Genomic DNA, 15,426 nt, shown 5'->3' on the forward strand with positions numbered 1-15,426 from the left:
CATGACTCAACCAACGCAGACCCGCAGCTGGGTGGCCTCGGCCAATGGTCACGCGGATTTCCCCCTGCAAAACCTGCCCCTGGGCGTGTTCAGTATCAACGGCTCGGCCCCGCGCAGTGGCGTGGCGATTGGCGACATGATCCTCGACCTGCACGCCGCGCTGGATGAGTTTGACGGTGACGCCCGGCGCGCCGTCGAAGCCACTGCGGGCGGGCAGTTGAACGCGTTTTTCGAACTGGGCCGTGGGCCTCGCGTTGCCCTGCGCCAGCGCCTGCTGGAACTGCTGGCCGAAGGCAGCAAGCTGCAAACCCGCGAGGCGCAAGTGCTGCACCGTGCCGCCGATTGCCAGATGCACCTGCCGGCCAAGATCAATGACTACACCGACTTCTACGTCGGCATCGAGCACGCGCAAAACGTCGGCAAATTGTTCCGCCCCGATAACCCGCTGTTGCCGAACTACAAGTACGTGCCGATTGGTTACCACGGCCGTGCCTCGACCATTCGTCCCTCGGGTACAGAGGTGCGACGCCCTAAGGGCCAGACCTTGCCAGCCGGTCAGTCCGAGCCGACCTTTGGCCCATGCGCGCGCCTGGACTATGAGTTGGAGCTGGGCATCTGGATCGGCCAGGGCAATGCCATGGGCGATGCGATTGCCATTGGTGATGCCGCCGAGCATATCGCCGGTTTCTGCCTGCTCAACGACTGGTCGGCGCGGGATATCCAGGCCTGGGAGTACCAGCCGCTGGGGCCGTTCTTGTCGAAAAGCTTTATCACCAGCATCTCGCCGTGGGTGGTGACTGCCGAAGCCTTGGAGCCTTTCCGCAAAGCCCAGCCGCCGCGCCCTGAAGGTGATCCGCAACCGCTGCCTTACCTGTTGGATAAGCGTGATCAGAACGCGGGCGCCTTTGATATCGAACTGCAAGTGCTGCTCACCACGGCCTCGATGCGTGAGCAAAACCTGCCCGCCCATCGCCTGACCCTGAGCAACACCGAGCATATGTACTGGACCGTGGCGCAAATGGTGGCGCACCACAGCGTCAATGGCTGCCAGTTGCAGGCGGGTGACCTGTTTGGTTCGGGCACGTTGTCTGGCCCGCAGCCGGGGCAGTTCGGCAGCCTGTTGGAAATTACCGAAGGCGGCAAGAAGCCGATTGAATTGGCCTCCGGCGAGGTACGTAAATTCCTTGAAGACGGCGACGAAATCATTCTGCGTGCCCGTTGCAGCCGAGAGGGTTTTGCCTCCATCGGCTTCGGCGAATGCCGCGGTACCGTGGTCGCGGCGCGCTGAGAGGGCAGGGCCATGGAACTCTATACTTACTACCGTTCCACCGCGTCGTATCGAGTACGTATTGCCCTGGCCCTCAAAGGCCTGGATTTCACCGCGCTGCCGGTCAACCTGCTGGTGCCGGCAGGCGGCGCCAACCGCCAGCCTGAATACCTGGCGATCAACCCCCAAGGGCGCGTGCCGGCATTGCGTACTGATGAAGGGGCGTTGCTGATCCAGTCACAGGCGATCATTGAGTACCTGGAAGAGCGTTATCCACAGGTGCCGATGTTCTCCAGGGATTTGCTCGTCAGGGCTCATGAGCGGGCGGTGGCGTCGATCATCGCCTGTGATATCCACCCGTTGCATAACTCCAGCACCCAGAACTTGCTGCGCAAGTGGGGGCACGATGAGGCGCAATTGCTGGAGTGGATCGGGCACTGGATCAGCCAGGGCCTGGGCGCGGTGGAGCAGTTGATTGGCGACACCGGGTTTTGCTTTGGTGAGCAGCCGGGCTTGGCCGATGCGTTTCTGATCCCGCAGTTGTATGCGGCCGAGCGCTTCAAGGTGCCCTTGGCGGCATACCCACGCATTGGGCGGGTGGCGGCGTTGGCGGCCCAACATCCAGCCTTCATGCAGGCCCACCCCGCCAATCAACCTGACACCCCCTGAACCCCCTGTAATGATCGTTCCTACGCTCAGCGTGGGAACGCCTCATGTGACGCTCTGCGTCACGGCTCTAAAAACGGACGCGGAGCGTCCAGGGCTGTATTCCCACGCAGAGCGTGGGAACAATCATAAAAAAACAGGTACCTTGCGATGCACAATCAGATTGCCAGCTTTCGTGCGGCACTCGACGCCCGTCCGGTGTCGCGCTACCAATGGTTGATTCTCCTGCTGCTGGCACTGCTACTGGTCACCGATGGCTATGACGCTCAGGTGCTGGGCTATGTAGTGCCGGCGCTGGCCCAGGATTGGGGCCTGGAAAAGTCCGCGTTTGGCCCCGTGTTCAGCGCCAACTTGCTGGGCCTCACCCTGGGCTCGCTGCTGGTGACACCGCTGGCGGATCGGTTTGGCGTGCGACGTATTCTGCTGGCGTGCGTGCTGATCTACGCCAGCCTCACGGTATTGATGGTGTTCGCCAATTCCCTGACCACGTTGATGGCGGCGCGATTTATCTGCGGCATTGGTATGGGGGGCGCGATGCCCAGTGCCATGGCATTGATGTCTGAATATTCGCCGCCGCGGATGCGCACCTTGATGGTGACCCTGGCGGCCTGCGGCTTCTCGTTCGGCGGCGCGGCAGGCGGCTTTGTGGCGGCCGGGTTTATCGATGGTTTTGGTTGGCAGGCGGTGTTCCTGGCGGGGGGGGGGACGCCGCTGCTGCTGTTCCCGTTCCTGGTGTGGCTGTTGCCCGAATCCTTGCCGCGCCTGTTGCGCGATGCGCCGCCGTATCTGCGTTTGCGCAAAGTCACGGTGCGGATGCTGCCCGATTGGCAACCGCCACCGGCGACCGAAGCTGAAAACTTGCAGGAGCAAGGCAGCAAACTGACGGTGGTGGAGCTGTTTCGCAACGGCTATGCGCGCCCGACGCTGCTGATCTGGGCGACTTTCTTTGTCAGCCTGATCCTGCTGTATTTCATGATCAGTTGGTTGCCGTCGCTATTGCTCGAAAGCGGCCTGGCGTTGAACGAAGCCAACCTGGTCACCTCCATGTTCCTGTTCGCCGGCACCTTGGGCGCCATCCTCATGGCCTGGTTTGCCGACCGTCTGAAAAGCAAAGTGCGGTTACTGTCCGGCGTGCTGGCGGCGGCAGCGCTGTGCACCATCCTGCTGGGCTTGAACCACGACAACCCACGTTACCTGGTGGCTTGCGTGTTTGCAGCAGGGTTCTGCATCATCGGCGGGCAACTGACCCTCAATGCCTTCGCGAGTAACTTTTACCCGGCGCAGGTGCGCGCCACCGGCACGGGCTGGGCGTTGGGTGTGGGGCGGTTCGGGTCAATTCTGGGGCCGCTGTTTGGCAGCCTGTTGTTGGCGATGCATATACCGGTCGAGTAGATTTTCTTCTTCTGCGCGATTCCGGCGGTGATTGCAGCGTTGTTGATTATTCAAGTGCGGGCGCCTTCACTGTAGGAGCGAGCTTGCTCGCGAAGGCCGCAAGGACAGCGCGTTAAACCAGGATGCCTGCGTTATCGTTCACGTTCTTCGCGAGCAAGCTCGCTCCTACAGGGGTCAGTGCACCACTGAGTTGGGCGGCAGGTGCCCCAGCCGCTCGGTCAGGCGCAGGCGCTGAATCGGGTCGTCGCTGAGCAGCAGGGCGTGTTCCAGGTCGAAGCGTTCGGCGCTGGGGCAGTCCAGGCGTTGATACAGGCTGGCCCGCGCCAGGTAGTCGGAGGCGCTGGCGTTGCCCAGTTCCAGTACGCGCTCGGCGTCCACCAGGGCGGCCAGTGGCTCGTCGTTGGCAAGGTAGAGTTGGCGCAGGTTGCGCGACAGCCGTTGCAGGATGGCCCGTGGCTCGGCGGTCAGTAGGTGGTCGGCCTGCAATTTCAGTTTCGCCCCGTACTGGCGCGCCAGCAACTCGCGACAGTCGTTGGGGTACAGGCGCCGGCCGCCGCAAGGGTCCAACAGGTGGTCGGCTCCCGGTACCCGCAGCAGGAAGTGCCCAGGGAAGTTCACGCCGACCAGGGGGATATCCAGGCGCCGTGCCATCTCCAGTGCGATCAGGCCCATGGCCAAGGGTTGCCCGCGTTTGCGTTGCAGCACTTTGTCCAGCAGCGCGGCGGCGGGGCGCAACGGCGTGTGGTCATCCTGGGCAAACCCCAGGTCATTCATGCGCCGCAGTAGCGGCTGGCCGAGTTCATCCGCCGGTAGCAAGGGCATGCCCAGGCTCACCTGTTGTTGTAGCGCACCAAGGTCGTGCAGTATCAACGCGGGCTGCACGCTGGCGTCATGCTCGGCAGCAATCCACAGCGCGGCCTCAAACAGCGCGGGGGGTGAACGGTCCAGGCAGGCGAAAAAGGCGGTGCGGGGATTCATTGAGTTCTCCGGCATATGCCCCCGTTTTAGCCTTGCTGCGAATTTTCGTCCAGCATCTTGAGAGATATCCCACGCTCTTATGTCGTAGATCCCACGAAAACGCGCGGCTTATTCCAGTGCAATCCAGCAGTTTTCTGCCGCAAGCCTATACTTGGCCCACTACCAGAAGTGATTCGGGAGCTCATTGATGTTTGCGCTCATGCACAGCACCCGCCTTGAATCGCTGCACCTGAGCGTTGATCCGGTGACCGGCTTGAAGGCGATCATCGCCATCCACAACAGTCGCCTGGGCCCAGCGTTGGGTGGCTGTCGTTACCTGGCTTACCCTAATGATGAAACCGCCGTGGCCGATGCCGCGCGCCTGGCGCAAGGCATGAGCTACAAAGCGGCACTGGCCGGGCTGCCGGTGGGCGGCGGCACCGCGGTGATCATCCGCCCCGTGCACGTGGAAAGCCGTGCGGCGCTGTTCGAGGCGTTTGGCCGTTGTGTGGAAAAACTCGATGGCCGCTTTATCACCTCGATCGACAGCGGTACCTCGGTCGCCGACATGGACTGCATCGCCCAGAACACTCGCTTTGTCACGAGCACCACCGCCGCCGGCGACCCTGCGCCCCATGCCGCCATGGGGGTATTCGCCGGTATCCGCACCACCGCCATGGCGCGCCTGGGCAGCGACAACCTCGAGGGCCTGCGCGTGGCGGTGCAAGGCCTGGGCAACGTCGGTTACGCCTTGGCCGAACAACTGCACGCCGCGGGTGCCGAGCTGCTGGTCAGCGACATCGACCACGGCAAGGTGCAACTGGCCATGGAGCAATTGGGCGCCCACCCGATTGCCAACGACGCCTTGCTCAGCACGCCCTGCGACATCCTCGCACCGTGCGGCGTCGGCGCCGTATTCAACCGTAACAGCGTCGGCCAGTTGCGTTGCGCCGCCGTGGCGGGTGCCGCCAGCGCACAACTGACCAACCTGGACATCGCCGACCAATTGGAAGGCCGCGGCATCCTCTACGCACCGGACTATGTGATCAACTCTGGTGGGCTGATCTACGTCGCCCTCAAACACGCCGGCACCGACCTGCCAGGCATCACCGCGCACCTGTCGAACATCGGCAGCCGCCTGACCGAAATCTTTGCCCATGCCCAAGCCGAAAAACGCTCCCCCGCACGGGTGGCCGATGAACTGGCCGAACGCCTGCTGTACAAATAGGCCAGGCATTAAAAAGGCCCTGAATCCATGATTCAGGGCCCGTTCAATTCGGGCTTTACTCCGCCGCCGGGTTCAGCAACTCGGACAATGCGTCCGGTTGGCTCTTGAACGCCTTGGCAAATACATCACGGTTCTTCGCCATGTAGATCCCGGCTTCTTCCACCTGCTGCTCGCTCAACGACGGCACGGCTTTTTGCAACACCTCTGCCAGCAACTCAGCGAGTTCAAGCATCTTGTCATGACGGTCAGCTTCGGCTTTATCCATGAACAAACGCTCCAGATCTCGGCTGCTGCGGTATACCACTTCGACGGCCATTCACCACCTCACATGCCTTCACGATAGTTGTCTTTTGCGACTACTGTATTTATATACAGCGAAAAGGATAAGCCAAACGCCGGGGTTTGGGTAGTAGGTTTTTAATGTAGTTGGGAAATGGGGGGCTGAACCGGAAATTTCGCACGGCACGCTGAGGTCGATGGTCGATCGTTCCCACGCTCCGCGTGGGAATGCATCCCATGACGCTCCGCGTCACCCACGAGCAGGTCTGAGGGACGCGGAGCGTCCCAGGCGGCGTTCCCACGCGGAGCGTGGGAACGATCGGGGGGTAATTTAAGTGCCTCGTGTCACACGGCCACCATCTTATTCCCCAGCCCTGGCCTTTTTTCTGCATGCAGAACAACCGTCACGTCCACCCCGCATTATCCGGTCGAGCCGACCTAAGGAAGCATCATCGTGAAAATCAATTGGGCCGAAAGGCTGCGTCAGCAAGTACATGGGCTGGCCGAGTCGTTGGGTAATCTGTTTGTCGAGTCGTTCCATTACCTGGCGCTGTTCGCCATTGGTGCGGTGACCGCCTGGGCAGCGGTGATGGAGTTCTTGGGGATGCTGGAGAATGGGCACATCAAGATCGATGACATCTTGCTGCTGTTCATCTACCTGGAACTGGGCGCCATGGTCGGGATTTACTTCAAGACGAAGGTACACGTTACTAACAATTTATTTATGGGTGCCCAAAACCTTGAAAACCCCGTCAATGCTGGGGCACGGTGTGCATAACCCGTCTCTGACAGGCTGTGAGGTTGGCTTGAATCACTCAAATTTTGAGGGTGGTAGAATAGGATGACTGAGCAAGTGAAATGGGCTGAAAGCCTACGCAAAAAGCTGCATGGTGGTGCTGACTCGATTGGCAATCTGTTCGTAGAAACGTTTCACTATCTCGCCTTGTTCGGAATTGGAGTGGTAACGGTTTACGCGGGAATTTCAACGTTTATAGATATGCTGCAACAGCCTAAAATCTCGGTCGATGACATTTTGCTGCTTTTCATTTTTCTTGAATTGCTGGCTATGGCGGGCATTTATTTTCGTACAAATCACATGCCTTTACGTTTCTTGCTTTACATCGGCGTAACGGCTTTGATTAGACTGTTGATTAGCGACGTTTCACATCACAACGCCCCTGATATGGGTATTCTTTACGTTTGTGGTGGTGTGCTTTTGCTTTCTGTGTCGATTCTTGTTGTTAGGTATTCCTCTTCAAAATATCCCTCGGTAAGAGATAGGACTGAAAGTTAAGATTTTTTATACTAGTCCGCTTATGGCGAATCGACGGTAAAGCTCGCCTTTCCCTGTATTGGAAAGGCGATGCTCTTATCGTGTCATTTTGCTGTTTGGTGTTTTTTAATGATTTGTTGAAAGTTTCCGAAATAGTAAACCAGTGCATCAGTGATTTTTGAGTTTAAGTCACTTCTCGCTAAGCGTACTACTAGCTCTGGTAGAGCCCCGTTTGCGAGTCCCATTGCTGTTCCGACTTGCGAGGATAGTGATTTTCTGTTGTAAAGTAGTAGAAGTTTTTCATAGTCTTCACTATCGATCACGGAGTTGAAGTTTTCTAATGTTGAGCTGTATATGCTTTCAATGTCGATGCCGTTGCAAAGGTTTTTTAGGGCTTCTTGAAGTGCGGCTGAACCCTTTGCTCTGTCGTTAAAGAAGTTAAGCAGAAATTTAATTTCACCTGCGACATGTAATGATACTTGCGTGTCGATTTCCGAGCGAAGTCGTGAGAATACAGTTTTGGAAGCCTCTCTAAAATCCCCGTTTGCATCCCTGGCCAGCCTATTACTTACAATCTCTAATAGCTCTTTGGTGCAAAATAGATTTTCCACCTCTGCGACGTTTAGCACAAAGATTGAGTCTTTCTCTAGTGCGTCAACTTCTGTCTTTACTCGTCGGTCTCTATCAATTATTCCGTATATCTCAAGGGTGTGTAACTGTGGATTGCACTTAAGTGCTTTTACACTTTGGATGACTTGAGTGCAACTACCACGAGGTATCACTAAAAATGAAGGCAGAATGGCACGATACAATGAGACGTCATGGCTTCCGTTATCGCCCTCTACAAACACTACTGGCTTTCGGCTGCCGAGAACTTCTATTAATAGGTCATTAGGTAAGGCATCATCTTCTAGAAGTTCTTCCCAGTCCCAGTTCTGTCCATCAAATGACTTTAACCATACGCGTTTTGAGTTTTCTTTGGCCGCTGCAAAGTCAACGTCGTGAGTAAGATAAACAAATAGGCAGTCTTGTCTAAGTTTTTCGATTTCTGCCCATAAAGGTGTCTGGACGGATTTGTGAAGGTGTAGTTCAGGTTCGTCGATTATGATTATCCCATTTGCCCGAGCCGCCAAGCATTGTCCGATTAAGTAGAAAATTACTCTCTCACCATCACTCATTTCTGAAGAGTTATATATTTTGTCGGGAGAGTTTTTGACCCTAGTTTGAATCCTTAAACCACCTACAATTAGCTCGCGATGGGGGAGTATTTTCTCCCAAAGATCTTTCAGTAGGTCGAGCTTGGTTTTGGGAGGCTCAATACGAATTGAGTTAAGCTTTTGTTGTGCTTTGTATTTTGCATTTGCTTCTGTTTCATCGGAAAATAAGTAAACCATTAGTTTTTGGAAGTCATTTAACATGAATATAGCAGGTTTGCTATTCCATTTGGAGCCGTCTTTATATACATGTTCACTTCCTAATGGGGCGTCGGCATACCCAAATAGAAGATCTTTTTCGGCAAGCTCAATCGATACGGGGGTGGTCGAGTCCGGCATTGCCAAGGACTTTTGCGCTGAAATTCGGTGGACTAACTTTGACTGCGGTGACTGCATTTCAATCCACGTGCCGAGTCGGGTTTTTCCCGAGCCATTAGCGCCGACTAATAATATGCTTTGGTGTGAATTTATATTTTTAGTCTCGGAGTTTTTTGTTGGGAGAGATAAGATTCGTTCTTCAGTGGCTTTCATATTTTGTCTGCTTTGAGTTTTTATAAAGTGTCAGAATGGTTGGTTATGTTGGTTAGTCTGTAATAGTTGAGTAGCTTGGCGGTTAGTGTTTTATGCAGGTCTAGAAATTGTGTTTTTTGAAATAAAATCTTGATTTTTTCAAGTGGTGTAAATCAGTATTTTTGGATGAAAAATGCCCAATTTCGTTTCTGGTAATGGTTCAATGCTACTTCGAGGGGCGGTAAATGCGCTAGCGTTTTTCGAACTTTGGGCGCAAGGGGATAGCACCCGTAAAATTCATACTGTGGGCTATATTTAATGTTCGGTATTCAAAAATTAGGGAGGCCCCGCCGTCAAGACGAAGGTATACGTTTCTAACATTCCTTTTAGTGATTGCCAGATGCTTGCAAGCCCTGATAACGCTGGGGCGTGGGGTGCATGACCCGCTTCTGATGCGGCGTATGGTTAGCTTTTTTTGCTCAATTTTTGAACAGTGGTGAGTATGGTGACGCAAGAAGTGAAATGGGCTGAAAGCCTGCGTAAAAAGCTGCGCGGTGGTGCTGATTCGATTGGGAATTTATTCGTAGAAACGTTCCATTACCTCGTCCTTTTCGCAATTGGATTAATCACCGTTTGGGCTGGAATATCTACATTTATAGGTATGCTTCAACAGTCGAAAATAACGGTTGATGATATTTTACTGCTTTTTATCAATTTAGAATTGTTAGCCATGGCGGGCATTTTATTTTAATAACTAATTACATGCCACTGAGAATTTTGCTGTATATCGGAGTAACCGCATTGATTCGATTGCTGATAAGTGATGTTTCTCATCACAATGCGCCGGATACCGGGATCCTTTATGTGTGTGGCGGTGTGTTGTTACTGGCAATTTCAATTCTGGTGGTCAGATACTCGTCTTCAAAGTATCCGTCAGTAAAAGAAAAATCTGATAGTTAACTTGGTATATATAATGCGAATATTGCAAGGCCTTATATTCGCATTGTCTTCGCTAGTCGTGAGGTGATTTTTAACCCGCAGTTACTGTTGGTTGCCTTTATCATGTCTGGTTAAGTGTTTGTGAGTTTTTTGAAAGGTGTCAGGGTCTAAAATCCAGCTGTCTATATTCTCAAAGTCAAATACAGGTCGACCGGAAAGAAAAACCTTTCCATCATTTTTATTTGGCCAGTGTATCGCTAAATGCCTTGAAGTCATGTGCTGGCATATGGATAAAAGTTGTGGCGCTCCGCCTATTGTTGAATTTAACTCCGCAGTTCGCAACATATCCCTTATGACTTCAAATGGTTCCATGTCGTAACGCTTGAAAAGTGGCGCACCTTTGATTACTGATGCATCTCCATGTCGAGCTCTCAGTAGCCTGTAAAGATTGTCTCTTGCCTCTCGAGATTTGTCTCCGATAAATGCAATTTTACCAAATTCACCTATTTCTTTTTGAATTGAATGTACTTCAAACTTCTTGCTATTGGGCATGAATACAAGCCTGTCTATGCAGAATTCTTTTTTGAACCATGAATATCCACAAAGTAAGAAGTCATAATTAGGTTTCTTGAATTCGTCAATGTACGTTTCGAAGCTGCTAAATAGGGTGTTTAGTAATTTAACCGTGTATGTTCTGAAGGGGATGTAGTCAATGACGCCGTCTCTCATCGGAGTGTGTGAGTTAATAGCCTGTGACATTTGAAGTAGTAGTGGATAGGCGAGGAATGTATCGCCACAAAATGCAAGTACAGAGTCTTTTCTCGGAAGTTGAAAGGTTTTAGGCGCACAGTCTAAAATGCCACCTCCATTCAATCTGCTATCAGAGCAAACTATAAGCTCTTCCGCCCCTCTTTTCGAGGTCCGTACCCAAGCTGCGACTATCGTCATATAGTACCTTCGATCTCTAGGTGTGCATCTACAGGCTACATAGCTGCGGCGGCTTGCTTCACCGAATGTTCATAATAATTGCAGAGGTCTGGGTCGAATTGATACGCTGTATTTTTTGAAATAGCAGTGGCCACTAACTGATCTGCATGTTGTCGATTCAAAACTTTTAGACCTGTGATTTTTTTATAAAATTCAGTCATTACGCCAAAGGCGAATTCAGCAAATAGCTTTCCGTAGCAGTCTGTAATGGGGTTTATTTTAGAATTTCCAATGTATTTAAAGGGCGTTTTTTTGTTTTCTTTTGCTTTCTTAATTAGTTTTTTGAATTCATCTTTCCTAATGCGACATTGGACCCCGTTGAAAACTTCAACAACAGATCCGAAATCTTCTGGGATTCCGGGAAGATCCTGTGCTGAACATAATATGTCAAACAGCACCACACGATTGATTGTTTTAGAGAAATGCAAATATCTAGATAGAATCTCATCGATGGTTTTTTGCGAGATCATGCCATTTGGATGAAGCTCGCATAGTGCGCAGATAAGTATTCCAGCACGCCAAGCGTCATTTTCCCAGCTATAGCCTTGAGTATAAATTACACAAGGGTGGGATATTAGCTTGTTGTTGTATAAGTCAAAATCACGATCCATCACTGCGATGCTTGAGGACACCTCATTAGCAAGAATTTTTTCTGCATATGGCAGTACGTTATTTTTACTCCCAAGGGATTTGATTCTAACAGTAATATTAGGTAAATATTTAAGAAAAATGGTCCTCCAGAAAATTGAGTCAATCGACCACACGTCGTCATCTGGATTGTCAATTATCCTACCAATATTTCCGCCTTCTGAGAAAATTATGATGTCAGAGTTGAGAAAATTTTTATAGTTGGAAATGCCATTGGATGATCTTGTAAATGTCATTTTATGCATCGCTCCATGGGGATTATATTTTCCTGTAAGGCCCCAACTACATCTGGAGAATGAGTTGCGAAAATTACCTGTGCTGATGGATTTAGTGTCTTAATATTTGTGGCGAGATACTCTTGCCAATCGATATGCAATGACAGCTCAGGTTCGTCTGCCATATATATATATGTTTTGTTTTCTTGTAGTAGTGCTTCACCAAATATGATTAGTATCTGTTTTTCGCCGGATGATAGCTGGCGAGTAGTTAGGTATTTTCCAGACTGTGTTGTGATTACAATTTCGTTTCGCTCGTTAAGAGTCAGCTCTTTTTTTTGCATTAATTTGTTGAGTAGTCCCATGAATTTGTCGCGTGGAGCTAATAGCTTGTTTTTTTCAATCGTCACTTGCTCCCAGAAATCCACAGATTTTTCTATTCTTTTCAAATCTATGATGGTCATATACTCATCGATAGAAAGATGTGTTTCGTGGGTTATTTTTGAGTTGAGCTTTTCAATTGCACTAAAATGATCTTCAATTTTTTGGCTGTAATTCTTTTTGTCGATAGAAAACTGCGCAAATATTTGTAGAAGTGCTAGCTTTTCTTTTTCTACTTTTTTAGCGGCGGGTATCGCCAGTGATGCGCTTCTTTCTGTTGAAAGAAGCGAAAGGAAAACCTGCTCCTGGAAGCTCTCGTAAAGCCTATTGACTTGTTTGCCGACTGCAGAAAGGTATCTTACTAATCTATTTGATAAGTCTTCGAGCTTATGATCGAGGGGATCTGTAATTTCATTTGTTGCATTGCCCCTCTGAACTGATAGCCAAGTTAAATTTACGAGCTCTGTGAGGTGTTTATTGAGCGTCCTTCCTGCTGCCATGTTTCCAATAAGCCTGCTTCTTAATCTTATCGTGCTAGGATTGAAGCCCTCTAGTATATCCATGTCTGAGAGTTCGTAGTTGAAGGGCTTTTCGCTGGAGTTTTCGGTGATTTTGTAATTAACTAAAAAAAAGGGCACATCTTTGTCTTTGATTGCTTCGATAGATGGTTTTTTTCTTGAGTTTGGGCTTTTTAAGATTATTTTGATACTGTCGAATTCATGTTTTGCTAGAATGGATTTGTTGCCTTGAAGGACTCCTGCTATCAAATTAAACATGGTGGTTTTGCCAGAGCCGTTTGCGCCGATTACAAAGTTGTAGTCATCTTTCATATCTATCAGGATAGCGTGATTTCCCCAAAATCCTTTAATTTCTACTCTATCTATTAAATGCATATTTATCTCGGTCTTGTTAAGAAATTGTATTTAAACAGTTATTTGATATGTGGGCGTTCATGTTTTTCTACACGATGCCGAAGAAATAGTAGCGCCAAGAGCTTTTCTGGCTGAGTGCGTTAAAATGTTCGGTTGAATAGGGGCGAGTTGAGATGGGCTTGACAGTGCTGAATGGTTGTGTGACTTGGTATAAGTTTGCAGATTGGGGGCAGTAGACTATTGTATTATCAAAACTCTTTTTGTTCTTAACTTCTATAAAATCCATTTTTGAACAACTCCTTTTGATAGCATCTCGACCTCCAAGTCGATTTTTTACTATTAAGTTATGAATCTAGCCTCGAGGTGTCTAAATGATATCATGACGCTTTCTTCGGCAGCCAGCTATAGGCGTATGCGTCACGAGTGTATTTGACCGAAATAGGGAAACCCTGTCGTCAAGACCAACCGCATGCCGGTGCGCTTCCTGATCTACGTGGCGATTACCGCGCTCACGCGTTTGCTGATCTCCAACGTGTCTCATCACAACCCGCCAGACCTGGGCATCATCTACCTGTGCGGCGGGATTCTGCTGTTGGCGTTTGCGATCCTGGTGGTGCGCTATGCGTCGTCTGCCTTCCCTTCGGTGAAGGTCGAAAGCCCGCGTCGCAAGGGCGAGGCGAGCCTTGAGACCGAGAAAGGCGAGCTTTAAAGCCCCACGCTGAAGGGCAGGGTACGGGCGGGCGGTCGCTGCAGGAGTTTGTGGCTGTCGCCGTCCGTCATCAGCTCCAGGATTTCCACGGCGCTGTGGCCCTGTTCGATGGCGATGCCGAACTGGATGCTTTGCACCAGGCGCCTGAGGCGCTGCGGGTCGTTGCGTTGTTCGGCGCTGATCATGCGCTTGGCCACTACGCCAGTCTCGTCAGAGAGGGTGAGCATGATGCTGCCGTCCAGCCGTTGGATGCTCAGGTTGACGCGGTATTGGGGGCTGAACGTGTCGGTGATGATCTGAAAAGGATTGTCCATGGTGCGTTACCGCCTGATAAGAACATGCAGTCATTGACGGCCGGTGTCGGGATTAGTTCGCATTGCCTGACCACTGGCCAAATTCCGTTTTCCTCAAAAGTTCTACAGCAAAGGCCGTGCCGTACAGCGATTTACCCGGCACAGAAATCCAAATGTGGGAGCGGGCTTGCCCGCGATTGCGGTGTATCAGCCAATCAATAGTTGGCTGAATGATCGCTATCGCGGGCAAGCCCGCTCCCACATTGGATGTATGTCGTGAGCTAATTCAGGGCATTACGGAAAAAACGATCGCAGACAGCGCAATCAGGCCGATGACCACCACAAACACATTCGATACCTGACCTGAATACTGGCGCAAAGATGGCACGCGGCGAATCGCGTACATCGGCATCAGGAACAGCAGGCACGCGATGATCGGCCCGCCCATGGTTTCGATCATGCCCAGGATGCTCGGGTTGAAGGTGGCCACGGCCCAGCAGGTCAGCACCATGAACAACGCGGTGCAGCGTTCCAGCCATTTCGCCGACATCGAACGGTTGCGCCCACGCAGGGATTTGACGATCAGCCCCTGGAAGCCTTCGCTGGCACCAATGTAGTGACCCAGGAAGGACTTGGTAATCGCCACCAGCGCGATCAACGGTGCGGCGTAGGCAATCACCGGCGTCTGGAAGTGGTTGGCCAGGTACGACAGGATCGAGATGTTCTGCGCCTTGGCAGCGGCCAGGTCAGCCGGTGACAGCGCCAGCACGCAGCTGAAGCAGAAGAACATCACGGTCAGCACCATCATGCCGTGGGCGGTGGCCAGGATGCCGCTGCTTTTGCGCTCGGCCTGGGCGCCGTAGACGCGCTTCTGGTCCACGGCAAAGGCGGAGATGATCGGCGAATGGTTGAACGAGAACACCATCACCGGGATCGCCAGCCACAGCGTTTTGAAGAACAGCGGCAGCGGCATGCCCTCGCTGGCCGAGGCGAAGAATGCGCCGTTCCAGTTGGGAATCAGGCTGAACGCCAGCAGCAGCAAGGCGGCCACGAAGGGGTACACCAGCACGCTCATGGCCTTGACGATCACGCCCTGGCCGCAACGCACGATGGCCATCAGGCCAAGGATCAGCACCAGCGACAGAATCGCCCGGGGCGGCGGCGCCATGTGCAATTGGTGCTCCATGAAACTGCCGAGGGTGTTGGTCAGCGCCACGCTGTACACCAGCAGGATCGGGAAGATCGCAAAGAAATACAGCAGGGTGATCAGCTTGCCGGCGCCGACACCAAAGTGTTCCTCGACCACTTCGGTGATGTCGCCGGATTTGCCCGACAGCACAAAGCGCGTCAGCCCACGGTGGGCGAAGAAGGTCATCGGAAATGCCAGCAATGCCAGCACGATCAGCGGCCAGAAGCCGCCTACGCCGGCATTGATCGGCAGGAACAGGGTGCCCGCGCCGATGGCGGTGCCATAGAGGCCGAGCATCCAGGTGGTATCGTGTTTGGTCCAGCCGGTGGTTACTGTGCTTTCTCTGACATCGGGATTTTCGGCAGCAGGTGTACGTACATCAGTCATCGGTATTGCCTCGTTATTAT

13 protein-coding genes and 3 pseudogenes are annotated in these 15,426 nt (G+C 52.1%); 8 read left to right on the plus strand and 8 right to left on the minus strand.

The features are described 5' to 3' along the window. Window position 1 precedes the first annotated feature (1 nt). The 3 genes and pseudogenes from fahA to APH41_RS20485 all read left to right on the plus strand — a co-directional run bounded on the left by fahA (window position 2) and on the right by APH41_RS20485 (window position 3,400). On the plus strand, window positions 2-1,288 hold the full coding sequence (gene fahA / locus APH41_RS20475) for a fumarylacetoacetase (protein WP_054921080.1): 1,287 nt from the start codon (window positions 2-4) through the stop codon (window positions 1,286-1,288). A gap of 12 nt (window positions 1,289-1,300) precedes the next feature. Next, window positions 1,301-1,936, plus strand: coding sequence for a maleylacetoacetate isomerase (maiA, locus tag APH41_RS20480; protein ID WP_054921081.1), 636 nt, complete (start codon window positions 1,301-1,303; stop codon window positions 1,934-1,936). A 147-nt stretch (window positions 1,937-2,083) separates the two neighbouring features. After that, a pseudogene (locus tag APH41_RS20485) lies at window positions 2,084-3,400 on the plus strand (MFS transporter). A gap of 99 nt (window positions 3,401-3,499) precedes the next feature. On the opposite strand, the gene APH41_RS20490 reads toward APH41_RS20485, so the two are convergent. Then, window positions 3,500-4,303, minus strand: a complete 804-nt coding sequence (locus tag APH41_RS20490; RefSeq protein ID WP_054921083.1) for a SirB1 family protein — start codon at window positions 4,301-4,303, stop codon at window positions 3,500-3,502. A 187-nt stretch (window positions 4,304-4,490) separates the two neighbouring features. Between APH41_RS20490 and APH41_RS20495 the strand changes: the two genes are divergently transcribed. Next, a complete protein-coding gene (locus tag APH41_RS20495) occupies window positions 4,491-5,510 on the plus strand; it encodes a Glu/Leu/Phe/Val dehydrogenase dimerization domain-containing protein (RefSeq protein WP_014717048.1) in 1,020 nt (339 codons plus the stop codon). Window positions 5,511-5,565: 55 nt separating this feature from the next. Here APH41_RS20495 and APH41_RS20500 read toward each other — a convergent pair whose 3' ends face one another. Continuing rightward, the gene (locus APH41_RS20500) at window positions 5,566-5,826 is read right to left on the minus strand and encodes a YebG family protein (protein WP_003188807.1); all 261 of its coding nucleotides are present in this window, start codon (window positions 5,824-5,826) and stop codon (window positions 5,566-5,568) included. A 417-nt stretch (window positions 5,827-6,243) separates the two neighbouring features. On the opposite strand from APH41_RS20500, the gene APH41_RS20505 reads away from it, so the two are divergent. Next, window positions 6,244-6,567, plus strand: a complete 324-nt coding sequence (locus tag APH41_RS20505) for a phosphate-starvation-inducible protein PsiE (RefSeq protein ID WP_054921085.1) — start codon at window positions 6,244-6,246, stop codon at window positions 6,565-6,567. Between the two features lie 63 nt (window positions 6,568-6,630). Further along, window positions 6,631-7,083 (plus strand): phosphate-starvation-inducible protein PsiE, encoded by a 453-nt coding sequence (locus tag APH41_RS20510; protein ID WP_054921089.1) that lies wholly within the window; start codon window positions 6,631-6,633, stop codon window positions 7,081-7,083. Between the two features lie 83 nt (window positions 7,084-7,166). On the opposite strand, the gene APH41_RS20515 is transcribed toward APH41_RS20510, so the two are convergent. Beyond that, window positions 7,167-8,807: a DUF4435 domain-containing protein gene (locus APH41_RS20515; RefSeq protein ID WP_054921092.1), complete on the minus strand. Its 1,641-nt coding sequence runs from the start codon at window positions 8,805-8,807 to the stop codon at window positions 7,167-7,169. 481 nt (window positions 8,808-9,288) lie between these two features. On the opposite strand from APH41_RS20515, the pseudogene APH41_RS20520 reads away from it, so the two are divergent. Next, window positions 9,289-9,746, plus strand: a pseudogene (locus tag APH41_RS20520) (phosphate-starvation-inducible protein PsiE). Between the two features lie 81 nt (window positions 9,747-9,827). Here APH41_RS20520 and APH41_RS28875 read toward each other — a convergent pair. The 3 genes from APH41_RS28875 to APH41_RS20530 are packed head-to-tail and all read right to left on the minus strand — an operon-like array spanning window position 9,828 to window position 12,849. Beyond that, entirely contained in the window at window positions 9,828-10,673 is an 846-nt protein-coding gene (locus APH41_RS28875; protein WP_156359072.1) for a hypothetical protein, read from the minus strand. A 35-nt stretch (window positions 10,674-10,708) separates the two neighbouring features. Further along, window positions 10,709-11,596: a DUF4435 domain-containing protein gene (locus APH41_RS20525; RefSeq protein ID WP_054921094.1), complete on the minus strand. Its 888-nt coding sequence runs from the start codon at window positions 11,594-11,596 to the stop codon at window positions 10,709-10,711. Further along, window positions 11,593-12,849 (minus strand): AAA family ATPase, encoded by a 1,257-nt coding sequence (locus tag APH41_RS20530; RefSeq protein WP_082430479.1) that lies wholly within the window; start codon window positions 12,847-12,849, stop codon window positions 11,593-11,595. Before APH41_RS20530 ends, APH41_RS20525 begins: the two co-directional genes overlap by 4 nt. Before the next feature lie 436 nt (window positions 12,850-13,285). On the opposite strand from APH41_RS20530, the pseudogene APH41_RS20535 reads away from it, so the two are divergent. Further along, a pseudogene (locus APH41_RS20535) lies at window positions 13,286-13,537 on the plus strand (phosphate-starvation-inducible PsiE family protein); the annotation flags it as partial. Here APH41_RS20535 and APH41_RS20540 read toward each other — a convergent pair. Together APH41_RS20540 and APH41_RS20545 are read right to left on the minus strand one after the other, a co-directional pair. Further along, a complete protein-coding gene (locus APH41_RS20540; RefSeq protein WP_034128674.1) occupies window positions 13,534-13,851 on the minus strand; it encodes a DUF3509 domain-containing protein in 318 nt (105 codons plus the stop codon). The pseudogene APH41_RS20535 and the gene APH41_RS20540 overlap by 4 nt on opposite strands. Window positions 13,852-14,116: 265 nt before the next feature. Beyond that, window positions 14,117-15,406: a serine/threonine transporter gene (locus APH41_RS20545; protein WP_014717054.1), complete on the minus strand. Its 1,290-nt coding sequence runs from the start codon at window positions 15,404-15,406 to the stop codon at window positions 14,117-14,119. Window positions 15,407-15,426 lie beyond the last annotated feature (20 nt).

It is taken from the genome of Pseudomonas sp. NBRC 111138 (assembly GCF_001320835.1).
Lineage (GTDB): Bacteria > Pseudomonadota > Gammaproteobacteria > Pseudomonadales > Pseudomonadaceae > Aquipseudomonas > Aquipseudomonas paracarnis.

Coding starts and splice junctions, on each gene's coding strand:
- fahA (WP_054921080.1), top strand. CDS start 2: ATGACTCAACCAACGCAGACCCGCAGCTGGGTGGCCTCGGCCAATGGT.
- maiA (WP_054921081.1), top strand. CDS start 1,301: ATGGAACTCTATACTTACTACCGTTCCACCGCGTCGTATCGAGTACGT.
- APH41_RS20490 (WP_054921083.1), bottom strand. CDS start 4,303: ATGAATCCCCGCACCGCCTTTTTCGCCTGCCTGGACCGTTCACCCCCC.
- APH41_RS20495 (WP_014717048.1), top strand. CDS start 4,491: ATGTTTGCGCTCATGCACAGCACCCGCCTTGAATCGCTGCACCTGAGC.
- APH41_RS20500 (WP_003188807.1), bottom strand. CDS start 5,826: ATGGCCGTCGAAGTGGTATACCGCAGCAGCCGAGATCTGGAGCGTTTG.
- APH41_RS20510 (WP_054921089.1), top strand. CDS start 6,631: ATGACTGAGCAAGTGAAATGGGCTGAAAGCCTACGCAAAAAGCTGCAT.
- APH41_RS20515 (WP_054921092.1), bottom strand. CDS start 8,807: ATGAAAGCCACTGAAGAACGAATCTTATCTCTCCCAACAAAAAACTCC.
- APH41_RS28875 (WP_156359072.1), bottom strand. CDS start 10,673: ATGACGATAGTCGCAGCTTGGGTACGGACCTCGAAAAGAGGGGCGGAA.
- APH41_RS20525 (WP_054921094.1), bottom strand. CDS start 11,596: ATGACATTTACAAGATCATCCAATGGCATTTCCAACTATAAAAATTTT.
- APH41_RS20530 (WP_082430479.1), bottom strand. CDS start 12,849: ATGCATTTAATAGATAGAGTAGAAATTAAAGGATTTTGGGGAAATCAC.
- APH41_RS20540 (WP_034128674.1), bottom strand. CDS start 13,851: ATGGACAATCCTTTTCAGATCATCACCGACACGTTCAGCCCCCAATAC.
- APH41_RS20545 (WP_014717054.1), bottom strand. CDS start 15,406: ATGACTGATGTACGTACACCTGCTGCCGAAAATCCCGATGTCAGAGAA.